The organism is Yinghuangia sp. YIM S09857 (assembly GCF_051388915.1).
Lineage (GTDB): Bacteria > Actinomycetota > Actinomycetes > Streptomycetales > Streptomycetaceae > Yinghuangia.
Genome location: NZ_JBPKBH010000016.1, coordinates 114,583 through 134,343 on the forward strand (window position 1 = coordinate 114,583; position 19,761 = coordinate 134,343).

General features: G+C 70.4%; 18 protein-coding genes. 5 read left to right on the forward strand and 13 right to left on the reverse strand.

The features are described from left to right. Positions 1-4 precede the first annotated feature (4 nt). From ACRX5S_RS28995 to ACRX5S_RS29010, 4 genes are all read right to left on the reverse strand, one after another. Complete coding sequence (locus ACRX5S_RS28995) at positions 5-727, reverse strand: transglycosylase SLT domain-containing protein (RefSeq protein ID WP_436776090.1); 723 nt, start codon at positions 725-727, stop codon at positions 5-7. Between the two features lie 620 nt (positions 728-1,347). Further along, positions 1,348-2,664: a PhoH family protein gene (locus ACRX5S_RS29000; RefSeq protein WP_436776091.1), complete on the reverse strand. Its 1,317-nt coding sequence runs from the start codon at positions 2,662-2,664 to the stop codon at positions 1,348-1,350. Between the two features lie 405 nt (positions 2,665-3,069). After that, positions 3,070-3,831: an isoprenyl transferase gene (locus ACRX5S_RS29005; RefSeq protein ID WP_436776160.1), complete on the reverse strand. Its 762-nt coding sequence runs from the start codon at positions 3,829-3,831 to the stop codon at positions 3,070-3,072. 260 nt (positions 3,832-4,091) lie between these two features. After that, on the reverse strand, positions 4,092-5,912 hold the full coding sequence (locus tag ACRX5S_RS29010) for a phosphoenolpyruvate carboxykinase (GTP) (RefSeq protein ID WP_436776092.1): 1,821 nt from the start codon (positions 5,910-5,912) through the stop codon (positions 4,092-4,094). A 243-nt stretch (positions 5,913-6,155) separates the two neighbouring features. On the opposite strand from ACRX5S_RS29010, the gene trhA reads away from it, so the two are divergent. From trhA to ACRX5S_RS29025, 3 genes are all read left to right on the forward strand, one after another. Continuing rightward, positions 6,156-6,830, forward strand: a complete 675-nt coding sequence (gene trhA / locus ACRX5S_RS29015; RefSeq protein ID WP_436776093.1) for a PAQR family membrane homeostasis protein TrhA — start codon at positions 6,156-6,158, stop codon at positions 6,828-6,830. Positions 6,831-7,064: 234 nt separating this feature from the next. After that, complete coding sequence (locus ACRX5S_RS29020; protein ID WP_436776094.1) at positions 7,065-8,672, forward strand: MFS transporter; 1,608 nt, start codon at positions 7,065-7,067, stop codon at positions 8,670-8,672. Between the two features lie 62 nt (positions 8,673-8,734). Next, positions 8,735-9,367 carry a TetR family transcriptional regulator gene (locus ACRX5S_RS29025; protein WP_436776095.1) on the forward strand — a complete coding sequence of 211 codons (633 nt, stop codon included), beginning with the start codon at positions 8,735-8,737 and terminating at the stop codon, positions 9,365-9,367. Positions 9,368-9,412: 45 nt separating this feature from the next. Here the strand turns inward: ACRX5S_RS29025 and ACRX5S_RS29030 are convergent, their stop codons facing one another. From ACRX5S_RS29030 to mca, 4 genes are all read right to left on the reverse strand, one after another. Further along, positions 9,413-10,780, reverse strand: a complete 1,368-nt coding sequence (locus tag ACRX5S_RS29030) for a glycosyltransferase 87 family protein (protein WP_436776096.1) — start codon at positions 10,778-10,780, stop codon at positions 9,413-9,415. A gap of 120 nt (positions 10,781-10,900) precedes the next feature. Continuing rightward, a complete protein-coding gene (locus ACRX5S_RS29035; RefSeq protein ID WP_436776097.1) occupies positions 10,901-13,039 on the reverse strand; it encodes a thioredoxin domain-containing protein in 2,139 nt (712 codons plus the stop codon). A gap of 29 nt (positions 13,040-13,068) precedes the next feature. Continuing rightward, the gene (locus ACRX5S_RS29040; protein WP_436776098.1) at positions 13,069-13,353 is read right to left on the reverse strand and encodes a hypothetical protein; all 285 of its coding nucleotides are present in this window, start codon (positions 13,351-13,353) and stop codon (positions 13,069-13,071) included. 161 nt (positions 13,354-13,514) lie between these two features. Then, on the reverse strand, positions 13,515-14,390 hold the full coding sequence (gene mca, locus ACRX5S_RS29045) for a mycothiol conjugate amidase Mca (protein WP_436776099.1): 876 nt from the start codon (positions 14,388-14,390) through the stop codon (positions 13,515-13,517). 143 nt (positions 14,391-14,533) lie between these two features. Here mca and ACRX5S_RS29050 point away from each other — a divergent pair, with 143 nt between their 5' ends. Together ACRX5S_RS29050 and greA are read left to right on the forward strand one after the other, a co-directional pair. Further along, entirely contained in the window at positions 14,534-14,953 is a 420-nt protein-coding gene (locus ACRX5S_RS29050; protein WP_436776100.1) for a DUF4307 domain-containing protein, read from the forward strand. Between the two features lie 248 nt (positions 14,954-15,201). Continuing rightward, the gene (greA, locus tag ACRX5S_RS29055) at positions 15,202-15,699 is read left to right on the forward strand and encodes a transcription elongation factor GreA (protein WP_436776101.1); all 498 of its coding nucleotides are present in this window, start codon (positions 15,202-15,204) and stop codon (positions 15,697-15,699) included. Positions 15,700-15,789: 90 nt separating this feature from the next. On the opposite strand, the gene ACRX5S_RS29060 is transcribed toward greA, so the two are convergent. From ACRX5S_RS29060 to tgmA, 5 genes are all read right to left on the reverse strand, one after another. Further along, positions 15,790-16,542, reverse strand: a complete 753-nt coding sequence (locus ACRX5S_RS29060) for a hypothetical protein (protein ID WP_436776102.1) — start codon at positions 16,540-16,542, stop codon at positions 15,790-15,792. Then, positions 16,535-17,218 carry an RNA polymerase sigma factor gene (locus tag ACRX5S_RS29065; RefSeq protein WP_436776103.1) on the reverse strand — a complete coding sequence of 228 codons (684 nt, stop codon included), beginning with the start codon at positions 17,216-17,218 and terminating at the stop codon, positions 16,535-16,537. The genes ACRX5S_RS29060 and ACRX5S_RS29065 overlap by 8 nt, the downstream gene beginning before the upstream one ends. 83 nt (positions 17,219-17,301) lie before the next feature. Then, positions 17,302-18,447, reverse strand: coding sequence for an ATP-grasp peptide maturase system methyltransferase (locus ACRX5S_RS29070; protein ID WP_436776104.1), 1,146 nt, complete (start codon positions 18,445-18,447; stop codon positions 17,302-17,304). Then, on the reverse strand, positions 18,444-19,418 hold the full coding sequence (gene tgmB / locus ACRX5S_RS29075; RefSeq protein WP_436776105.1) for an ATP-grasp ribosomal peptide maturase: 975 nt from the start codon (positions 19,416-19,418) through the stop codon (positions 18,444-18,446). Before tgmB ends, ACRX5S_RS29070 begins: the two co-directional genes overlap by 4 nt. After that, positions 19,415-19,714, reverse strand: a complete 300-nt coding sequence (gene tgmA / locus ACRX5S_RS29080) for a putative ATP-grasp-modified RiPP (RefSeq protein WP_436776106.1) — start codon at positions 19,712-19,714, stop codon at positions 19,415-19,417. Before tgmA ends, tgmB begins: the two co-directional genes overlap by 4 nt. Between the last annotated feature and the right edge of the window lie 47 nt (positions 19,715-19,761).

Below are 19,761 nucleotides of genomic sequence, written 5' to 3' on the forward strand. Positions count from 1 at the left end.
TACCTCAGTACCAGTGGTGCGACTGCCAGAACGCCCACGCGTCGCAGGGGCTGCCGTACCGGCTGTTCATGTAGTTCAGGCCCCACTTGATCTGTGTCGCGGGGTTGGTGCGCCAGTCGGCGCCGGCCGAGGCCATCTTGGAGCCCGGCAGGGCCTGGACCAGGCCGTACGCGCCCGAGGACGGGTTGGTCGCGGTGACGCGCCAGCCGCTTTCCTTCTGGACGATGTTGCTGAAGCACTGGAACTGCGTCGCGTTCATCATCGACCGCGCGATCGCCTTGGGGTCGCCCGTGGTGACCGGCGTGCGGGTCTCCGAACGGCTCGCGGCCTCCTCGGCGCGCTCCTGGGCGGCCTTCTTCTCGGCCGCGGCCTTCTCGGCGGCGGCCTTTTCCGCGGCAGCCTTCTCCGCGGCGGCCTTCTCCGCCGCTGCCTTGTCGGCGGCGGCCTTCTGCTCTGCCTGGATGCGGGCGGCCTCGGCCGCCGCGAAGCGCTGGGCCTCGTCGTATGCGGCGGTCTGCGCGTCCGCCTGCTGAAGAACACCGGTGCTGACCTGCTGCGCCTGGGCGGTGCCCGGCACGTCAAGCAGCTTCGTCGTGCTGCTCGCGGTGTCGACCGTCGAGGCGTTGGAGGTGGACGCACCGGTACCCGTGATACCGACGACAGCGCCGACCGCCGTCACGGCCGTGGCGGAGGCCACGGCTATCCCCCGGACCGAAACCCGGCTCACACATTTTCCTTCCGCAGTCGCCCGCAGCCTGACGGCGGCAGACGTGCCTCACCCCTGTCGCTGGCCTCCCCATTCGTGCTGGTCACGGGAGACGCGGGCCCGGGTCCGCCCGGTCAGGGGCGGCCCGTTCGTGCGGGCGGCGTACGGCGCCGAACATGTCGCTCGGTAGGGCTTTGCGGCGAATTCTCACCGGTCGGTCCGCCCTCGCGGGAGAACCACCCAGCCGTACGCGGGGTCCTACAAGTCACCGAGCCTGCCTCAGGGCGACGCGCGAAGGCAATTTTCGTGCACGTGTCGAAAGTCACATCAGCGCTCCCCGGGGCAACAAAACGGTTCTCCCGTACGGGACTTCCGGCGCGGCTTACGCTCGGTGGTTTCGGCCCCGCACAATGCGGCACGGACCGATTCCCACACATGCGGATAAAAGCGCAGCCAACTTCCCAACAGGGCATGCGCCATGGCGAACCGGGACTTTCGTCACAGAGGCGAAGAGAGTTTCGCCCCGGTCCGGGGACCCCACCGACGGGAGTCCCCGGACCTGTGGACAAACGTGCGCGGAGCAGCCGACAGCGAACGGGAGCCCCCGTACTACCCGTACCGCCCGCTCCGCCCCGACCGCGCTACGCCGGCAGGTCCTCCAGCATCTCGGTCACCAGCGCCGCGATCGGCGAGCGCTCGGACCGGCTGAGCGTCACGTGCGCGAACAGCGGGTGCCCCTTGAGCTTCTCGACCACCGCGACCACGCCGTCGTGCCGTCCGACGCGCAGGTTGTCGCGCTGCGCGACGTCGTGCGTCAGCACCACGCGCGAGTTGCTGCCGACTCGCGACAGCACGGTGAGCAGGACGTTCCGCTCCAGCGACTGCGCCTCGTCGACGATGACGAACGCGTCGTGCAGCGAACGGCCGCGGATGTGGGTGAGCGGCAGGACCTCCAACATGCCGCGCCCGACGACCTCTTCGATGACGTCGGCGGTCGTGACGGCGGACAGCGTGTCGTACACCGCCTGCGCCCACGGGCCCATCTTCTCGTTCTCGGTGCCGGGCAGGTAGCCGAGTTCCTGGCCGCCCACCGCGTAGAGCGGGCGGAAGACCATCACCTTGCGGTGCTGGCGGCGTTCCAGCACGGCTTCCAGACCCGCGCACATCGCCAGCGCCGACTTGCCGGTGCCCGCACGGCCGCCCATCGAGACGATGCCGATCTCCGGGTCGAGCAACAGGTCCAGGGCGATGCGCTGTTCGGCGCTGCGACCGTGCAGGCCGAACACCTCGCGGTCGCCGCGCACCAGACGCACCTGCTTGTCGGCGGTGACGCGTCCGAGCGCCTTGCCGCGCTCGCTGACCAGCACCAGCCCGGTGTGGCACGGGAGATCGGCCGCGGCCTCGATGTGCACGCGCTCGTGCTCGAACAGGTCGTCGATGTCCTGGGCGGCGACCTGGAGTTCGGCCATGCCGGTCCAGCCGGACGTGCTGACCAGTTCGGCGAGGTACTCCTCGGCGTTCAGGCCCATCGCCGAGGCCTTCACCCGCATGGGCACGTCCTTGGACACGAGCGTGACGTCGTGGCCCTCCGCCTGGAGGTGCCGGGACACCGCCAGAATGCGCGAGTCGTTGTCGCCCAGCCGGAATCCGGGCGGAAGGACGGTCGCGTCGATGTGATTCAACTCCACCCGCAGCGTTCCGCCTGCCTCGCCGATGGGGATCGGCGCGTCGAGGCGGCCGTGCCGCGTGCGCAGTTCATCCAGACTGCGCAATGCGTGGCGGGCGAAATAACCGAGCTCGGGGTGGTGCCTTTTGGCTTCCAGCTCGGTGATCACAATGACGGGCAGGACCACTTCGTGCTCGTCGAACCGCAGGAATGCGGCGGGGTCCGCAAGCAGCACGCTGGTGTCAAGGACGTACGTGCGGCGCTGCGGAGCACGGCGTTGGTTCGTGGCCACGGAATGCCTCGCCCCCTTTCAGGGCGCGCGCACCGTACGCCCTGATCGCTCGGAGTCCAGGACCGGGCCCGAGGGCCGGGTGCCTGGCCCTCCTGTCGCCGTGGACAGTGGTGCAGTATCCGCACGGAAGGGCCTCCCTGGCAGGTGACGGGGGGTCACCTGTGTTGCGACACCCGGCGGGTGGCCGCCAGGTCTGGCGGGGTTATTCCCTACCAGATGCGCCGCAACACAATCTGGGCGATCATTTGCCGCGCGTTCATGTTCGCAACGGACGGGGTATCAGCCACCGAATTTGCTGCCGTGACGTTTGGCCGAAGTTCGGTCGACATGCAGCCGACGTGCAGCCAACGTGCAACCGGCATGCAGCCGATGTACGTATGGCCGAGGTTTGGCCGCCGCGAAAGGTCAGGCGCCGTAACGGCGGTGCCGCGCCGCGTAGTCGCGCAGCGCGCGCAGGAAGTCGACCTTGCGGAAGTCCGGCCAGAACGCCTCGCAGAAGTAGAACTCCGAGTGCGCGCTCTGCCAGAGCAGGAATCCGGACAGCCGTTGTTCACCCGATGTGCGGATCACCAGGTCCGGATCCGGCTGCCCGCGCGTGTACATGTGCTCGGAGATGTGCTCCACGTCGAGCACTTCGGCCAGTTCCGCGATCGAGGTGCCGCGCTCCGCGTGCTCCTGGAGCAGCGAGCGGACCGCGTCGGCGATCTCGCGGCGGCCGCCGTACCCGACGGCGACGTTGACGAGCACGCCCTTGATGTCGGACGTCGCCGCCTCGGACTCCTTGAGGACCGTCGCGGTGTGCTCGGGAAGCAGGTCGAGCGCGCCCACCGGGTGCACGCGCCAGCGGCGCGTCGCGGCGAGGTCGCGCACCGCGTTCTCGATGATCTCCATCAGGTCGGCGAGCTCGTCCGGCGGGCGGTTGAGGTTGTCGGTGGACAGCAGCCACAGCGTGACGACCTCGACGCCGACCTCCTCGCACCAGCCGAGCAGCTCGTGGATCTTGTCGGCGCCCTTGCGGTGGCCCTCGGCCGGCTGCTCGCCGTACGCCTTGGCCCAGCGGCGGTTGCCGTCCAGGATCACGCCCACGTGGCGCGGTACGTCGGTGGGGTCGAGCGAGGTCTCGATGCGCCGCCCGTAGGCGCCGTAGACGAGGTCCCGCAGGCTCATGTCCACCTGCCGCTCCTCCGTCCTGTGGATCACCCGCGCCGGAAACCCTACTCCCGCAACCGGACCAGCGGGAATCACCCGAACGCCGAGCGGCGTGAAGAGTCCGTGAAGACTCCGCGTGTCATGCAGCGAAACGGCCCCGCCGGGTATTCCGGCGGGGCCGTCGCACACGTTCCGCCCCTCGTGCCCCCGGTTTCCCGGGTGCCGTCAGGCCGCGTGCCTCACACGCGCCCTGGGCGGCGTGCGCCGTGCGGGGTACGTCACGCCCCCAGGCGCGAGACCAGCGCGTTGTACTCGTCCCACAGCTCCTGCGGAGTGTGGTCGCCGAACTTCTCCAGGTGCGCGGGGACCAGTGCGGCCTCCTGCTTCCAGATCTCCCGGTCGACGGTGAGCAGCAGGTCCAGCTCGGCGTCGCTCAGCTCCAGGCCCTTGAGGTCCAGCGAGTCCTGGGTGGGCAGCACGCCGATCGGCGTCTCGACGCCGTCCGCGATGCCCTCCAGGCGCTCGACGATCCACTTGAGCACGCGGCTGTTCTCGCCGAAGCCCGGCCAGACGAACTTGCCGTCGGCGTCCTTGCGGAACCAGTTGACGTAGTAGATCTTCGGCAGCTTCGCGGCGTCGGTGGCCTTGCCGATCTCCAGCCAGTGGGCCATGTAGTCGCCCATGTTGTAGCCGCAGAACGGCAGCATCGCGAACGGGTCGCGGCGCAGCTCGCCGACGGTGCCCTCGGCCGCGGCGGTCTTCTCGGACGCCACGTTGGCACCCAGGAAGACGCCGTGCTGCCAGTCGAAGGACTCGGTGACCAGCGGGACCGCGCTGGCCCGGCGGCCGCCGAAGAGGATGGCCGAGATCGGCACACCCGCCGGGTCCTCCCACTCGGGGGCGATGGTCGGGCACTGCGACGCGGGGACGGTGAACCGGGCGTTCGGGTGCGCCGCCGGCGTCTCCGAGTCCGGCGTCCAGTCGTTGCCCTTCCAGTCGGTCAGGTGGGCGGGCGCCTCGTCGGTCATGCCCTCCCACCACACGTCGCCGTCGTCGGTGAGGGCGACGTTGGTGAAGACCGAGTTGCCCCACAGGGTCTTGATCGCGTTGGCGTTGGTCTCCTCGCCGGTGCCGGGTGCGACACCGAAGAAGCCGGCCTCCGGGTTGATCGCGTACAGGCGGCCGTCCTGCCCGAAGCGCATCCACGCGATGTCGTCGCCGATGGTCTCGACCTTCCAGCCCGGAACCGTGGGCTGGAGCATCGCGAGGTTGGTCTTGCCGCACGCGGACGGGAACGCGGCCGCGACGTACTTCGGCTCGGCACCGGAGGGCGGCGTGAGCTTGAGGATGAGCATGTGCTCGGCCATCCAGCCCTCGTCGCGGGCCATGACCGAGGCGATGCGGAGCGCGTAGCACTTCTTGCCGAGCAGGGCGTTGCCGCCGTAGCCCGAACCGTAGGACCAGATCTCCCGGTCCTCGGGGAAGTGCGAGATGTACTTGGTCTCGTTGCACGGCCACGGGACGTCGGCCTGACCCGGCTCCAGCGGCGCACCGAGGGTGTGCACCGCCTTCACGAAGTCGCCGTCGGTGCCGAGGATGTCGAGCACCGGCTGTCCCATGCGGGTCATGGTGCGCATGGAGACCGCGACGTAGGCCGAGTCGGTGATCTCGACGCCGTAGGCGGCGAGCGGCGACCCGAGGGGGCCCATGCAGAACGGCACGACGTACATCGTGCGGCCCTTCATGGAGCCCTTGAAGAGCTCGCCGAACTTGGCGCGCATCTCGGCCGGGGCGACCCAGTTGTTCGTGGGACCCGCGTCCTCCTGCTTCTCCGAGCAGATGTAGGTGCGGTCCTCCACACGCGCTACGTCCCGAGGGTCGGACGCGGCGTAGTAGCTGTTGGGACGCTTCACATCGTCGAGCTTCTTGAACGTGCCCTTTTCGACGAGCAGGTCCGCGAGGCGCTGGTACTCCGCCTCGGAACCGTCGCACCATTCGATCCGGTCCGGCTGGGTGAGCTCGGCGATCTCACGCACCCATTCGATCAGCTCACTGTGTTTCGTCGGGGCCTTGTCCAGGCCAAGGGCCTCGTACGCCACGATCGCTCCATTTCGCGCCGGGGACGGCGAGCCCCCGGCGTCGGGGTTGAGGGTTGCGGGGATTTTAACGCGGTCACCCACATGGGGGATCGGGCGGGAGGGGCCCCGCCGGGAAGTTGTGCCCCCAAAACGGGCGGATGACCCAAAGATCGGTGCGAGAACCCCGGTTCGGCGCGGATATTCCGTGATGAGTTTCACGTCCTACCCGTAGGTAACCTACGTCCCCGTAAGTACACTTCCCGCATGAGTGTGGACGTACACGCCCTTGCGCCCGACGGCCCAGCCCTGGCGCGCGTCAAGCCCAAACTACGCGGCTGGCTGCACGCCGGGACCTTCCCGGTGGCGGTGGCCGGCGGCATCGTGCTGGTGAGCGTGGCGGACACCGCCAAGGCCAGGATCGCCTGCGCGGTCTTCGCGCTCACCGCCGCGATGCTCTTCGGCACCTCCGGCCTCTACCACCGCGGCAACTGGGGCCCGCGCGGCGAGGCCGTGCTGCGGCGTCTCGACCACGCCAACATCTTCCTGATCATCGCGGGCACCTACACCCCCTTCTCGCTGCTGCTCTTCGGCTCCGACTCCCCCCTGCTGTGGGTGGTCTGGGGAGGAGCCCTCGCGGGCATCTGCTTCCGGGTCTTCTGGATCGGCGCGCCTCGCTGGCTCTACACACCCGTGTACGTCGCGCTCGGCTGGGCGGCGGTCTTCTACATCCCCGACTTCCTGCGCGAGGGCGGGGTCGCGGTGCTGGTGCTGGTGGTCGTGGGCGGCCTGCTCTACAGCCTCGGCGCGGTGGTGTACGGGCTCCAGCGGCCGGATCCCTCGCCTCGGTGGTTCGGGTTCCACGAGGTGTTCCACGCGTTCACGCTGGCGGCATTCACCACGCATTACGTGGGGGTGTCGATGGTGGCGTACACGCAGTAGGACGGGCGCGCAGTAGGACGGACACGCAGGAGCAGGCACGCACAGTAGGGCGCACACGCAGCAGACGTACGTTCAGTAGGCGCTCTCAGGGCCGAGGCCCGCATCCCCACGGATGCGGGCCTCGGCCCTTTCGCATGCCCTGCGCGCGGCAGCCCCGTGACAGTCGCTCCATCTTGACAGCTCACATCTTTTGAGAGCTACTGTCATTTAACTGCTACTGCCAAGAGGTGTGGGATGGACACGACGACGAAGGCGGACCCCCGCCGCTGGTGGGCGCTCGGCGCCCTGGTCATGGGCGTGCTTGTGCTCGGCTTCGACATGACGATCCTCAACGTCGCGCTGCCGACGATGGCCACGGAACTGGGCGCGGACACGGGTGACCTCCAGTGGATCGTCGACGCGTACACGATCGTCTTCGCAGCGTTGCTGCTGCCGGCGGGCCTGCTGGGCGACCGGTTCGGGCGCAAGAGGCTGATCCTGGTCGGACTGGCGGTGTTCGGGGCGGCGTCGCTGCTCGGCACGTTCGCCGACTCGATCGGCACGGTGATCGCGGCCCGGGCGCTCATGGGCGTCGGCGGGGCGCTGGTCATGCCCCTGTCGATGTCGATCCTGCCGAGCCTGTTCCCGGCCGCGGAGCGCTCCCGGGCGATCTCGCTGTGGGCGGCCGGGATGGCCCTCGGCATGCCCCTCGGGCCGATCCTCGGCGGGTTGCTGCTCCAGCACTTCTGGTGGGGCTCGGTGTTCCTGCTGAACGTGCCGTTCGTGGCCCTCGCCGGGATCGCCTGCGCGTTGCTGCTGCCGGAGTCGCGAGACCCGCACGCGGGACGCATCGACGTGCCCGCCTCGGTGTTCGGCGCGGTCGGCCTCGCGGCGCTGGTCTTCGGGGTCATCGAGGCGCCGCGGCGCGGCTGGGGCGACCCCGTGGTGCTGGTCCTGGCGGCGTCCGGCGTCCTGCTGCTGGCGGCGCTCGTGCTGCGCGAGACGCGGGCCCGGGCGCCGATGATCGACTTCGGGCTGTTCCGCGACCGGCACTTCCTGTGGGGCTCGGTCGCCGCGGTCGTGCCGTCGTTCGTGATGGGCGGCGTGCTGTTCGTGCTGCCGCAGCGGTTCGCCTCGGTGGACGGGTTCGACGCGCTGGGGACGGGCGTACGCCTGGTTCCACTGATGGGCGGGCTGCTCGTGGCCGCGGTGCTGAGCGACCGCCTGGTCCCGCGGCTCGGCTTCCGGGTGGTCGTCCCGGCCGGGCTCGTGCTGCTCGGCGGCGCGGTGCTGCTGGGCGCGACCGGCGGGGTGTCGGACGGGTACGGGCGCATCGCGCTGTGGCTCACGCTCGCCGGGTTCGGACTCGGCCTCTCGCTGGTGCCGGCCACGGACGCGGTGATGGCGACCATCGCTCCCGAGCGGGCGGGCGTCGGGTCGGCGCTCTTGCAGAGCATGCGGCAGGTCGGCGGCGCGCTGGGCATCGCGCTGCTCGGCAGCCTGCTCGCCGCGGCGTACACCGGACGGCTGGACGCGGGCGGCCCGGCGGACGACTCCGTGGCGGCCGCGGCGCAGGAGGCGGCGCGTACCGGCGACCCGGGGCTGCTGGCGGACGCGCAGGCGGCGTTCGTGCACGGCATGGACCTGGTGCTGGTGGTGTGCGGGGCGGTGTCGCTGGCGGTCGCGGCGCTGGTGGCGGTGTTCCTGCCGGGACGGCGTGCGGGGGCGGCTGCCGTTCGGGGAGACGGCTCGGCGGGCGGCGCGGATTCGGGTGTTCAGGGCGCCGAATCGGGCACGGTTCCGGGCGGCCGGGGGGCGGCGGCCGGAGGCGCAGCGGATCCGGCGCCGGTCGGTTCGGTGTGACGCGCGAGGCGCGCGCCCGCTCGTGTTCCGGGCGGCGGGCGCGCTGCCCGACAATGGCGTCCATGACCTCGAAGGCCGGCCTGCCACAGTCCTCCGCGCGCCCCGAACCCCCGCTCGGCCTGCGCGAGCGCAAGAAGCGGCGGACCCGCGAGGCGATCCGGCGCGAGGCGTACCGGCTCTTCCGCGAACAGGGCTACGACGCGACGACGATCGACCAGATCGCCGACGCGGCCGAGGTGTCGGCCAGCACGTTCTTCCGGTACTTCCCCACCAAGGAAGACGTCGTGCTGACCGACGAGTACGACCCGATGATCGTGCAGGCGCTGCGCGACGTCCCGCCCGGCACCCCGGTCGTCGAAACGGTTCGGCAGGCCGTCGTGGGGCCGCTGCGCGGGATGATGGACGCCGGGCGCGCCGAGATGAAACTGCGGATGCGGTTGACGGTGGCCGAACCGGCGGTGCAGGCGCGGTCGTACCACCAGCAGCGCGAGACGATGCGGATGATGGCCGAGGTGTTCGCGGAGCGGTCCGGGCGTGATCCGGGTGATCCGGAGCCGCGCTACGCGGCGGCGGCGGTCGTCGGGGTGCTCAACGAGTCGATGCTGCTGTGGGCGGAGAGCGGGTTCACGCGCGAGCCGATCGACGTGGTGGACGAGGCGCTGCGGTTCCTCGGGGACGGGCTGTCCGCGCTGTAGCCGTTTGCCGGTGTGTCGGCGGCGGTCGCCGCTGTGCCGGGGTGGTCAACGCGCCCGGGTGCCGCTCACCGACGCGGCCGGCCGCCGTGGCACGCCGACCGCGGCGACCGGCCGGGCCGCCCGCCGCGCCTGCCACGCGGCGAACGCCAGGAAGCCGAGACCGAACAGGATGTACCAGGCCGAGAGTGCGGTCTGCCACGGCGCGAAGTCCAGTTCCACGTACGCGACATGCGGCACGGCCCAGACCGCGAACGTCCAGAAGACCGCGACGGCGGCCAGCGCCCGGCGCGCGTCGGCCCACAGCAGCACGGCGATCGGCACGCACCAGACCCAGTGGTGCGTCCACGCGATCGGCGCCATGAGCAGGCCGGTCACCGCGCACACCGGCAGACCCCAGCGGTCCCCGAGCCGCCGGTGGGCGAAGACCGCGCACGCCAGTCCCGCCACCGCGACGGCGGCGACCAGTAGGAGCCACGCCTTGTCCGGTTCGCGGGTGTGGGTGATGCGCACGACCAGGCCGCGGATCGACTGGTTGGCCGCGTTCTCCAGGCGGCCGACCCGGTCGGGGTCCCAGACGAGTTCGCCCCAGAAGCGGCGGCTGGCGTCCGGCAGCGCCAGGACGCCGATCAGCACCGTGGCGGCGAACGCGCCGGTGGCGACGGCGGCTTCGCGGAAGCGGCGGGTCAGGAGCAGGTAGAGGACGAAAATGCCGGGCGTCACCTTGATCCCGGCCGCGATGCCCAGCGCGAGGCCGCGCGTGCGGGCGGTGGCCGGGCGGGTGAAGTCGACCAGGATCAGGGCGAGCAGGAGCAGGTTGATCTGGCCGTAGCGGAAGGTGGTGAACACCGGTTCGGCCCAGATGCCGACGGCGGTGACGACCACGGCGACGGTCGCGCGGCGGCGGCCGTCGACGCCGGCGAGGCGGCAGGACAGCAGGGCCACGACGAGCAGCAGCACGATGTTGAGGCCGATGACGGCGAGGCGGAGGGCCTCGTACGGCGGCAGGATCAGGACGGTGAACAGCAGCGCGGCGAACGGCGGGTAGGTCGCGGGCAGGTCGTGCGGTGTGGCGAGCGGGCCGTACAGGTCGATCCCGGCCGCGACGGCGGCGCCTTCCGCGCGGTAGACGACCAGGTCGACCATCGACGGCTTGGTCAGGCCGCGCACGCCGAGGTACGCGGCGACGGATCCGGCGAGGAGGAGCAGCGCCCAGGCGGGCGGGGCGGCGGTGCGGAGCCAAGGGGCTTGTCGGCTCGGCTGGTTGGGCAGTTGCTGTGCCTGCGGTTGCCGTGGATCCTGCGGTTGCGGTTCCTGCGGTTCCTGCGGTTGCCGCGGTTCCCGCGGATCGTGCGGGTCTTGGACTTCGTGCGAGTCTTGCGGTTCCTGCGGTGTCGGCGTTACAAATCCATGCATCAGCCGTCATTCCCCCAGAATTGGTCCACTGGAGAGGCATACTCAGTATGCACACGAGAACGATACTGAGTATGCATGTACGGCATGCGAATTCTGGTGTTACGTCATGAAACGATAGCGTTACCCAGCGTGGCGACTGCCGACCTGCGCGGCGAGTTCCGCCGCGTCGCCGGTCGGCGCGCGGCACACGAAGTGCCTGCACACATAGGCGGCCGGACGCCCGTCCTGCACCGGACGGTCGCGCAACAGCGCCACCGGGCCGCTGTCGTCGCCCTCCGCGGGCTCGCCCACCGCGACGACCGCACCGGGGGCCGTCGCCATGAGCGCGACGCGGCGCAGCGCGCGCGTGTCGGCGTCGTCGAACGGGCCGACGACGGCGATCTCGCGCGGACCGTCCAGCCACGCCTCGGCCACCGCGAGACCCCAGCCGATCGCCCGCGGCGCCTGGTGGCCGAGCGGTCGGACCAGGCCGAGGGCGGCGCCGGCGGCGTCGCGGTGCTCGGCGGAGCCGGTGTAGGCGGCGTACGACAGCAGCGCGCCCGCGGCGGCCGTCCAGCCGGACGGGGTCGCGTTGTCGGTCGGGTCCTGCGGGCGGCGGAACAACTGCTCGGCGTCGTCGGCCGTGTCGAAGAACTCGCCGTTCTCGCCGGTGAAATGGCCGAGGACGACGTCGAGCAGGACGCCGGCGAAGGTCAGCCAGGCGTCGTCCGAGGTGACCGCGTACAGCGCGAGGAAGCCTTCGGCGGTGTCCGCGTAGTCCTCCAGGACACCGGCGTTCGGCCCGGCCCGGCCGTCGCGCGAGGTGCGGGCGAGGCGGTCGCCCCAGTCCTGGCCGTGGTCGTGCCCGTTGTGCTGTGCCGCGTCGGGGGCGGCGTCCCCTTCGGGTGCCGGGGCATGCGTCGGGGCCGCCTCCGGCGCGCCCAAATGCACGCTCACCAGCAGGTCGCCCGCCGCGATGGCGGCCTCCACCAGGTCCGGCCGGTCGAACAACGCCCCGGTCTCGGCCAGCGCGGCGATGGCCAGGCCGTTCCACGCCGCCACGACCTTGTCGTCCCGCGCGGGCGGGGTGCGTTCGGCACGCGCGCGGAACAGGCGTTCGCGCACGGCGTCGTACCGTGCCGGGTCGTCGGGGTCCGCGAGCAATTGCAGCACCGACATGCCGTGTTCGAACGTGCCCGCCTCCGTGACCGCGAACAGCCGTGCCGCCCAGGCCCCGTCGTCCGGCCCGAGCACGTCGGCGAGCTCGGCGGGCGTCCAGGCGTAGAACGCGCCCTCCGCCGACCTGCCCGACGCGTCGAGGCTGTCGGCGTCCAGCGCGGAGGCGAACCCGCCCTCGGGCGTGCGCAGTTCGCGGACCAGGAAGTCGGCGCTCTCCAGCGCGACGCGCCGCGCGAAGGCCGACCCGGTGGCCCGCCACAGGTGCGTGTAGACGCGGATGAGCAGGGCGTTGTCGTACAGCATCTTCTCGAAGTGCGGAACGACCCACTCCGCGTCGACGGAGTAGCGGGCGAAGCCGCCCCCGAGTTGGTCGTACATGCCACCGCGCGCCATGGCCGAACAGGTGTGCTCCACCATGTCGAGCGCGGACCGCTCGCCCGTACGCGCGTGGTGCCGCAGCAGGAACTCCAGCAGCATGGACGGCGGGAACTTCGGCGCGCCGCCGAACCCGCCACGCATCTCGTCGTAATCGCGTACGGACGCCCGCAGCGCCGCGTCCAAATCCTCGGCCTCCGGCGGCGGCGCCCCCACCAGCCCGCCGCGCGGGGCCGCCAACTCCTGCACCACCTTGGCACCGCTCGCGACTACGTCGTCCCGGCGCTCACGCCACGCGTCCACGACGGCCTCCAGCAACTGCCGGAAGCTCGGCATGCCGTGCCGGGGCGCGGGCGGGTAGTACGTCCCGCAGTAGAACGGCTCACCGTCCGGCGTACAGAACACCGTCATCGGCCACCCGCCCTGGCCGGTCATGCGGGTGGTGGCCTCCATGTACACCGCGTCGACGTCCGGCCGCTCCTCGCGATCCACCTTGACCGCCACGAAGTGCGAATTGAGGTACGTCGCCAGCTCCGCGTCCTCGAACGACTCATGCGCCATCACATGACACCAATGGCACGCCGCATAACCGACACTCAGAACAATCGGCACATCCCGCCGCCGAGCCTCCGCAAAGGCCCCCTCCCCCCACGGCCACCAGTCGACAGGGTTGTCCGCATGCTGCAACAGGTACGGCGAGGTCGATCCCGCGAGGCGGTTGCTCATGCCGCCATCCTCGCAGGACGCCCGTCCGACTACTTGGCGCCGTTGTCCTGTGTCTCGCGGGTGTCGGACGTTTCGTCGCCGGGGGCGGCGGCGGATTCGGGGTTGGACGGGTCGTCGGGGGTGTCGTCGCGTTGGGTGGGGACGTCGCGGCGGGGCGGGGGCTCCTCGAAGTTGACGCGGCGGATCTGCTTGTTCATCGAGCGGAGGAGGAGCCAGGTCGCCATGGCGAGCAGTGCGACGACGGTGAACCCGAGCAGGCCGGGGGTGACCTTGTCCTCCTCCAGCGCGGCAAGCTGTAGGGCGAAGTCGGTCATGGGGGTTCCTCCAGTCGACGGATGCGGCGGGCGAACGCGGACGGCCGCCCCTCAAGGGTCGCATGTGCTTGTGCGCATGAGAAAAGAGGGGCGGCCGTCGGTCGCTCGTTAGAGGGACGGAAGAGGGGGCGAGTGCGGGGTGCCGGGGAGGCTCCCGCGGGTCAGACGTTCGCGGCGGCGCGGATGCCGGCGAACAGGTCGTCCTCGGGGAGGTCGGTGTCGACCAGCGAACGCACCAGTTCGTAGTCCTCGGTCGGCCACACGTCCTGCTGGACCTCCAGCGGGACGCGGAACCAGAAGCCGTCCGGGTCCACCTGCGTCGCGTGCGCGATGAGGGCCTGGTCGCGCAGCGCGAAGTAGTCGGCGCACGGCACGCGCGTGGTGATGTCGCGCTCGTCGCGGTCGCCCCAGCGCTCCAGCCATTCGCCGTACGGCGACTCCAGGCCGCGCGCCACCATCGCCTCGTGCAGCGCCTGCACGCGGGCCCGCGAAATGCCCTGGTTGTAGTAGAGCTTCAGCGGCTGCCACGGCTCGCCGGCCTCGCGGTACGCGTCCGGGTCCCCGGCGGCGTCGAACGCGGCGACGCTCACCTTGTGGGTCTGGATGTGGTCGGGGTGCGGGTAACCGCCGTTCTCGTCGTACGTCGTCACGACGTGCGGGCGGAACTCGCGCATCAGGCGTACCAGCGGCTCCGCGGCCTTCTCGACCGGCTGGAGCGCGAAGCAGCCGTCCGGCAGGGGCGGCAGCGGGTCGCCCTCGGGCAGCCCCGAGTCGACGAAGCCGAGCCACGCCTGCTCCACGCCGAGGATCTCGCGCGCGGCGTCCATCTCCTTGCGGCGGATCTCGTCGATGTTCGCCTCGATCTCCGGGTTGCCCTGGAGCTTGGGGTTGAGGACGGATCCGCGCTCGCCCCCGGTACAGGTGACGACGAGGACCTCGGCGCCCTCGCGGACGTACCGCGCCATGGTGGCCGCGCCCTTGCTGGACTCGTCGTCGGGGTGCGCGTGCACCGCCATCAGCCTCAGCCGCTCACTCACGGGAAAAGTCGCTCCTCCTGATAGCGCCCCCGGGTTCTGCGGAGGCGGCCCCCTTGTGCTCCGGAGACCCGTCATATAGTGGCCGAAGCAGTGGGCCCGGGCGAAACGCGCCGGTCCGCGGACCGAGGCACGGGAGTGGACCAGTGACCCAGACCGCCGGTTCGGCCGGTTCAGATGCCGCGCTCTCCCGTGACCGCTACGGTCGCCGCGCCCCCGTGCAGGGCAAGGACCGCAAGCTGCGGATCGCCTTCGTCGTCTTCCTGGTGCTGCTGGTCTCCGGGACCGTATGGATCGGTCTCGACCAGGCCAACCGCGATGTGACGGCGAGTATTCCGAGTTACCGGGTGACTTCGGACCGTTCCGTCGAGGTGCAGGTCGAGGTCCGCAAGGACAAGGGCAAGGAGGCCGTCTGCGTGCTGCGTTCGCGCGGTTCGGACGGCGCCGAGGTGGGCCGCAAGGAGGTCCGCATCCCGGCCGGTGTGGCGAACACGACGCTCACCGAGGTGTTGCAGACCACGGACCGGCCCAACACCGCCGAACTGGACGGCTGCCGCATCGCATGACGCGGCGGCCCGGCGGGCCGTGCGGGCGCCGCGTACGGCGCCTCGCGGGGAATCCGGGCACGTCGCACGCCGTACGCCGACCCCGTGGCCATCGCATGTCGGCCGGACGCATGAGTCCCGGTTCGACTGGGAAATTGTTAGGCTCGGGGTTTCGTCCCTTCATCGCCGGCGGCGCACATCGCCCCGGATGGTGAAGGGGCTCTGGTTTATCCGGGACGAAAACACGTTCCATGACCGAGGGAGCATCCGTGACCCAGACCAGCGACAACGTCACCTGGCTCACCCAGGAGGCGTACGACCGGCTCACCGCCGAGCTGGAGCACCTGTCGGGTCCCGGCCGTACCGAGCTGGCCGCCAAGATCGAGGAAGCCCGACAGGAGGGCGACCTCAAGGAGAACGCCGGCTACCACGCGGCCAAGGAGGAACAGGGCAAGCAGGAGCTGCGCATCCGCCAGCTCAAGGGCCTCCTGGACAACGCCAAGGTCGGCGAGGCGCCCGCGGACACCGGTGTGGTTGGCCAGGGCATGATCGTGACGGTCGCGTTCGACGGCGACAAGGACGACACCATGACGTTCCTGCTCGGGTCGCGCGAGGACGTCGGCGGCGACGTCGAGGTCTACTCCCCCGCGTCGCCGCTCGGCACCGCGATCAACGGCAAGAAGATCGGCGACAGCGGCAGCTACGAGCTGCCCAACGGCAAGTCGATGAACGTCGAGATCATCGAGGTCAAGCCCTACACCGGCTGACCCCGATGTGGCGCGCGACCCGTTGCGCGCACACGCGTTGCCAAGCGCATGGGCCCCGGCACCGGCCGGGGCCCTGCGCTCTTTCCGCGGTCAGTAGGCCTGGGCGATCTGCCCCTGTACTGCGACCAGCACAAGCCCCTCGCGGCCCACGTTGTTCGCAGGCGTGTCGAAGTACGCCTGGGCAACGTGCGGATCGCTCACACCGATCTCCAGTGCCGTGCAGTCGATCGTCGGGGAGAGCGAGAACACCTGGAACGGCAGTGCGCGCGAACGCAGGTCGTCCCAGGTCGCGTTGGCCAGGTTCTGACACACCGTCCGGCTGCGGGCACCCTTCGCGAACTGCACGTGTGCGGTGTTGATCCGGGCGTCCCGCGCCACCATTGCGGCGAGGAACGCGTCGGTTCGGGCGAGGTCGGTGAGAAACACCGTCACCGAGCAGCGGCAGGTATCGGTACGCAGGTTGGTGAAGATGTCGGCGAACTGCCCGCGGCCGAGGTTGCCTGCGGTCTGCGACATGTTTTGCAGGGTGCCTTCGTCCAGGCGGGGGAGCTGCGTGTACGGCTGCTCGGGCGGGGCGTCCGGGGCGGAAGGCTCTGTGGTGTTACCGGATGCGGCGACGGCGGGCGTGCGGTCGCCGCCGTCGTCGAGGGTGGCGGCCAGGACGACCGCCCCGGCCAGCACCGCAGCGGACGCCGCCACGGCCCCTGCCGCGTAGCGCCTCCGGCGACGGCGGCGGTCGGCGGCGTCCAGCAGTCGTACGGCGTCGAGGCGCGTCGGCTCCGGGGCCTCGTCGGCCGTCGCGACCAACTCGGCCGTCAGGTGGTGGTCGTCGATGTCATTCACGCGCGCCTCCGTTCCTCTCGACCCTTGCCTCAACCCCAACTTCAACGGCGACTTCAACCGCGACTTCGGGCTCCGGCTCGGGCTCCGGCTCGGGCTCGGGCTCGGGCTCGGGCTCGGGCTCGGGCTCGGGCTCGGGCTCGGACTCGGACTCGGACTCGGGCTCGGGCTCGGCGGACCCATGATCCGTCCGCCGCCCCACCCACACCTCGGCCAACGCCCTCCGGGCGTCGTGGAGTTGGCTCTTCACCGTCCCGACCCTGCATCCGAGGCGTTCGGCAACCTCGGTGAGCGGCAGGTCCTCGTAGTAATGCATGACGACACAGGCCCGCTGCCGCGGGGACAGCCGTGCCAGGGCGGCGGCAAGCGTCACCCGCTCGCACACCTCGCCCGACACGTCGGCGAGTTCCGCCGAGGTCGCGACCCGCGGCGTGATCCCGCGCCAGCGCGTCGCGCGACGTCCCGCGTCGATGACCAGGTTGGCCATGACGCGCCGTACGTAGACCTCCAGCCTGTACGGGTCCTCCGGCAGGTCCCGCCGCCGCGCGAGGGCGCGTACCAGCGCCTCCTGCACCAGGTCCTCGGCCGCCTCCGCGCCGCAGAGCAGGTACGCGTACCGCGTCAGCGCCCGCCCCCGAGCCGCGACGAACACCTCCAACGCCTCCTGCCGATCCCCCACCCGCACCGCCCCCGCCCCCTGGCCCGCCCCACGCAGTCGATCCCTAAAGACGAACAACCCGCTCCGGAGGTTGGGTCGGCCCTTTACGGCATCGAGATCGCATGCCCATCGGGAGTCACGCGTACCCGAAACGCCTCAATTGCCGGCCGCCCCGCCTGCCGCCACGTCGTGATGGCGTGTTCGACGCGAGCCCACATGAGGTCGGGGCCGCCTTCACGGATGACCGCGGTTCCGTCGGGGCGATCGGTGACGACGACGAACGAGCCGCTGTCCTGGTCGATGTACGCGTCCGTCGGCGTTCGTCCGTCGATGCCGACGCGCGTCCATTGGAAGGCCGGGGCGACGCTGTCCGCCAGTACGAGGGCGGCGTTGTCGTGCAGGTCGGAGGTGCCGATCGTGCTGATGCGTTCGGTGCCGCTGTCGAAGTCCGGCAGCATGAGGTGGCGTGGTGGGACCTCCTGGCGTGCGGGCATGTAGTTCCCGCCCGAGATGAACCGGCCCTCGGCCGTCCCGTCGTCCTGGACGCGAAGGCGCACCAACCCGCAACTGAGGAGCCGACCGCGGAGCCCGGCGAGGATGATGCCGCCGGGCTTCATCTGGTCGAGCCAGGCCGGGTAGATCCCTGCAACGCCGCAGGTGGCAATCAGGCGGTCGTACGGAGCCCCGGGCGCGTACCCCTCCCGGCCGTCGCCGACGACGACGGTTGGATAGCGCTCGGAGCCGTAGAGGTTGGTGGTGGCCTGCGCCGCGATGGACGGATCGATTTCGACAGTGAACACGTCGTCCTCGCCGACGAGTTCGCAGAGTAGAGCGGCGTTCCATCCGGCGCCGGCGCCGATCTCCAGCACGCGCTGGCCCGGGGAAAGCCCAGCCTCGTCGAGGACGAACGCCACGAGCCCTGGCTCGGAGACAGAGGAGGTGGGTTCGCGCAGGATCTCCCCGCGAACCTCGCCGGGCGCAACGGTGTTCGCGACTTGGGTGACGAGCGCGATGTCCTCGTAGCAACCGGCGAGCCACTCCGCCGGATGCTCCCAGGGAAGCAGGGGACGGTACGCGGTCGGCGTCGAGCCCGGTACCGCGACGAAGTAGCCGTTCGGCACGAAGCGGTGGCGCGGAGTCCGTCGAATCGCATCAGCAACGGGGTCGGAGAGATCGCGGTCGACGGCCAGCCGGGCAATCATCGCCCGGTTCAACGCCGCCGCCTCGGGCGGATCCTGATCGGGGGTCATGTCCCCTCCTGGAGGAGATCAGCAAGGGCAGCGACCATCCGCAGCCCTGTCCGCGGCTCCAGCCAGGCAAACTGGCCGGACGGGTTACATTCCAGGAATATCCACTCACCCTCTGCCGTGTAGGCAAAATCGAAGGCCCCGAAGACCAACCCGAACGACCGCATGTACCGGTCGATGCACGTACGGACCCGGCCCGGAGTATCGATCACGCGGTACGCCAAGGCGTCGTAGTTGTCACGCCAATCCAGCAGCTCCGACTCGATGAGCACCGAGAAAACGCGGTCGCCGATCACGGTGGTACGGATGTCGCCTGATTTCCGCACGACTTCCTGGAACAGATGCATGGTGGAGGACACCTGCTCGTCGATCGCCTCTGCGGTCACTGGAGCCACGGCGGGGGCACACCAGTCACCGCGTACGTCCTGCCACGCCGAGCACCACAGTGGTTTGAACAGGACCGGGGCGTGTCTCTGCGCGAAGGCTTTTGCCGCCTCAGGCTCGTTCGTGACGAGCGTACGGGGAACGGAGAAGCCGCAGGCGACCGCGGACGCGAGACCGGCGGGCTTGAACTCGGCGTCCCCGATTCGATGGGGGTGGTTGACGTACAGGCACCCAGGCAGGGACGCCACGATGCCGCCAAGCCCGTAACGTGCCTGCGCCGTGGCGAACTTCGCATCCTGGGAGGACAGCGCCGGGTATGAGAACCCCGACGGTCGGCGGTAGTACAGGGCTCGGACGCGGTCCAACGCGCTGGTCCGGCTGGCGGTAGCCAACGAGCCCCGCCAGCCGACGCCTTGTCCCCCGATTTCACCGGTCACGCTCAGGGAATGAGGGAAGTCCCCGGAGTCAAAGCGCACCACGGGCACTCCGCGTCGGTGGAGTTCGAGGATGACCAGGTCCGCGGTCGAATCGTCCGCCTGCGTCACCACCCAAACCGGCCGCTCGCCATGTTCGGCCGTACCGCCGGTCATTGGTCGTTGTCGCTGGTGGAGTCCGCGTCCATTCCGGCGTTCTGCCCGTCCCCCTGGCTCGTCTTCGTGCTCTCCTTCGTGCCGGTGGACGTACCGTGCTTGGGCATCTCCATCACTCGTCCGCGCGCGTCGAGGAACCGACCGGCCTGCGTTACCGGGTCGATCGCCACCGAGGCGTAGTCCACACTCCCGTGGTTCGGGTAGGGCCGCATCATGCGCAGGGCCCAAGGGATGTGCGTTTGGACGTTGCGCGATTGGGCTGGACCGGCAGGGAGCCGGTCAGAGTGCCTGAACATCAGTTCCTCCTTCGTGATTGCTTTCCATCCAACCAGCGTGTCAATGA

What these genes read in the sequence shown, in the direction of transcription:
- ACRX5S_RS29005 (WP_436776160.1), bottom strand. Translation starts at nt 3,831, where the DNA reads ATGAGCCTGCGGGACCTCGTCTACGGCGCCTACGGGCGGCGCATCGAG.
- trhA (WP_436776093.1), top strand. Translation starts at nt 6,156, where the DNA reads ATGAGTGTGGACGTACACGCCCTTGCGCCCGACGGCCCAGCCCTGGCG.
- ACRX5S_RS29020 (WP_436776094.1), top strand. Translation starts at nt 7,065, where the DNA reads ATGGACACGACGACGAAGGCGGACCCCCGCCGCTGGTGGGCGCTCGGC.
- ACRX5S_RS29025 (WP_436776095.1), top strand. Translation starts at nt 8,735, where the DNA reads ATGACCTCGAAGGCCGGCCTGCCACAGTCCTCCGCGCGCCCCGAACCC.
- ACRX5S_RS29030 (WP_436776096.1), bottom strand. Translation starts at nt 10,780, where the DNA reads ATGCATGGATTTGTAACGCCGACACCGCAGGAACCGCAAGACTCGCAC.
- ACRX5S_RS29035 (WP_436776097.1), bottom strand. Translation starts at nt 13,039, where the DNA reads ATGAGCAACCGCCTCGCGGGATCGACCTCGCCGTACCTGTTGCAGCAT.
- ACRX5S_RS29040 (WP_436776098.1), bottom strand. Translation starts at nt 13,353, where the DNA reads ATGACCGACTTCGCCCTACAGCTTGCCGCGCTGGAGGAGGACAAGGTC.
- ACRX5S_RS29070 (WP_436776104.1), bottom strand. Translation starts at nt 18,447, where the DNA reads ATGACCCCCGATCAGGATCCGCCCGAGGCGGCGGCGTTGAACCGGGCG.
- tgmB (WP_436776105.1), bottom strand. Translation starts at nt 19,418, where the DNA reads ATGACCGGCGGTACGGCCGAACATGGCGAGCGGCCGGTTTGGGTGGTG.
- tgmA (WP_436776106.1), bottom strand. Translation starts at nt 19,714, where the DNA reads ATGTTCAGGCACTCTGACCGGCTCCCTGCCGGTCCAGCCCAATCGCGC.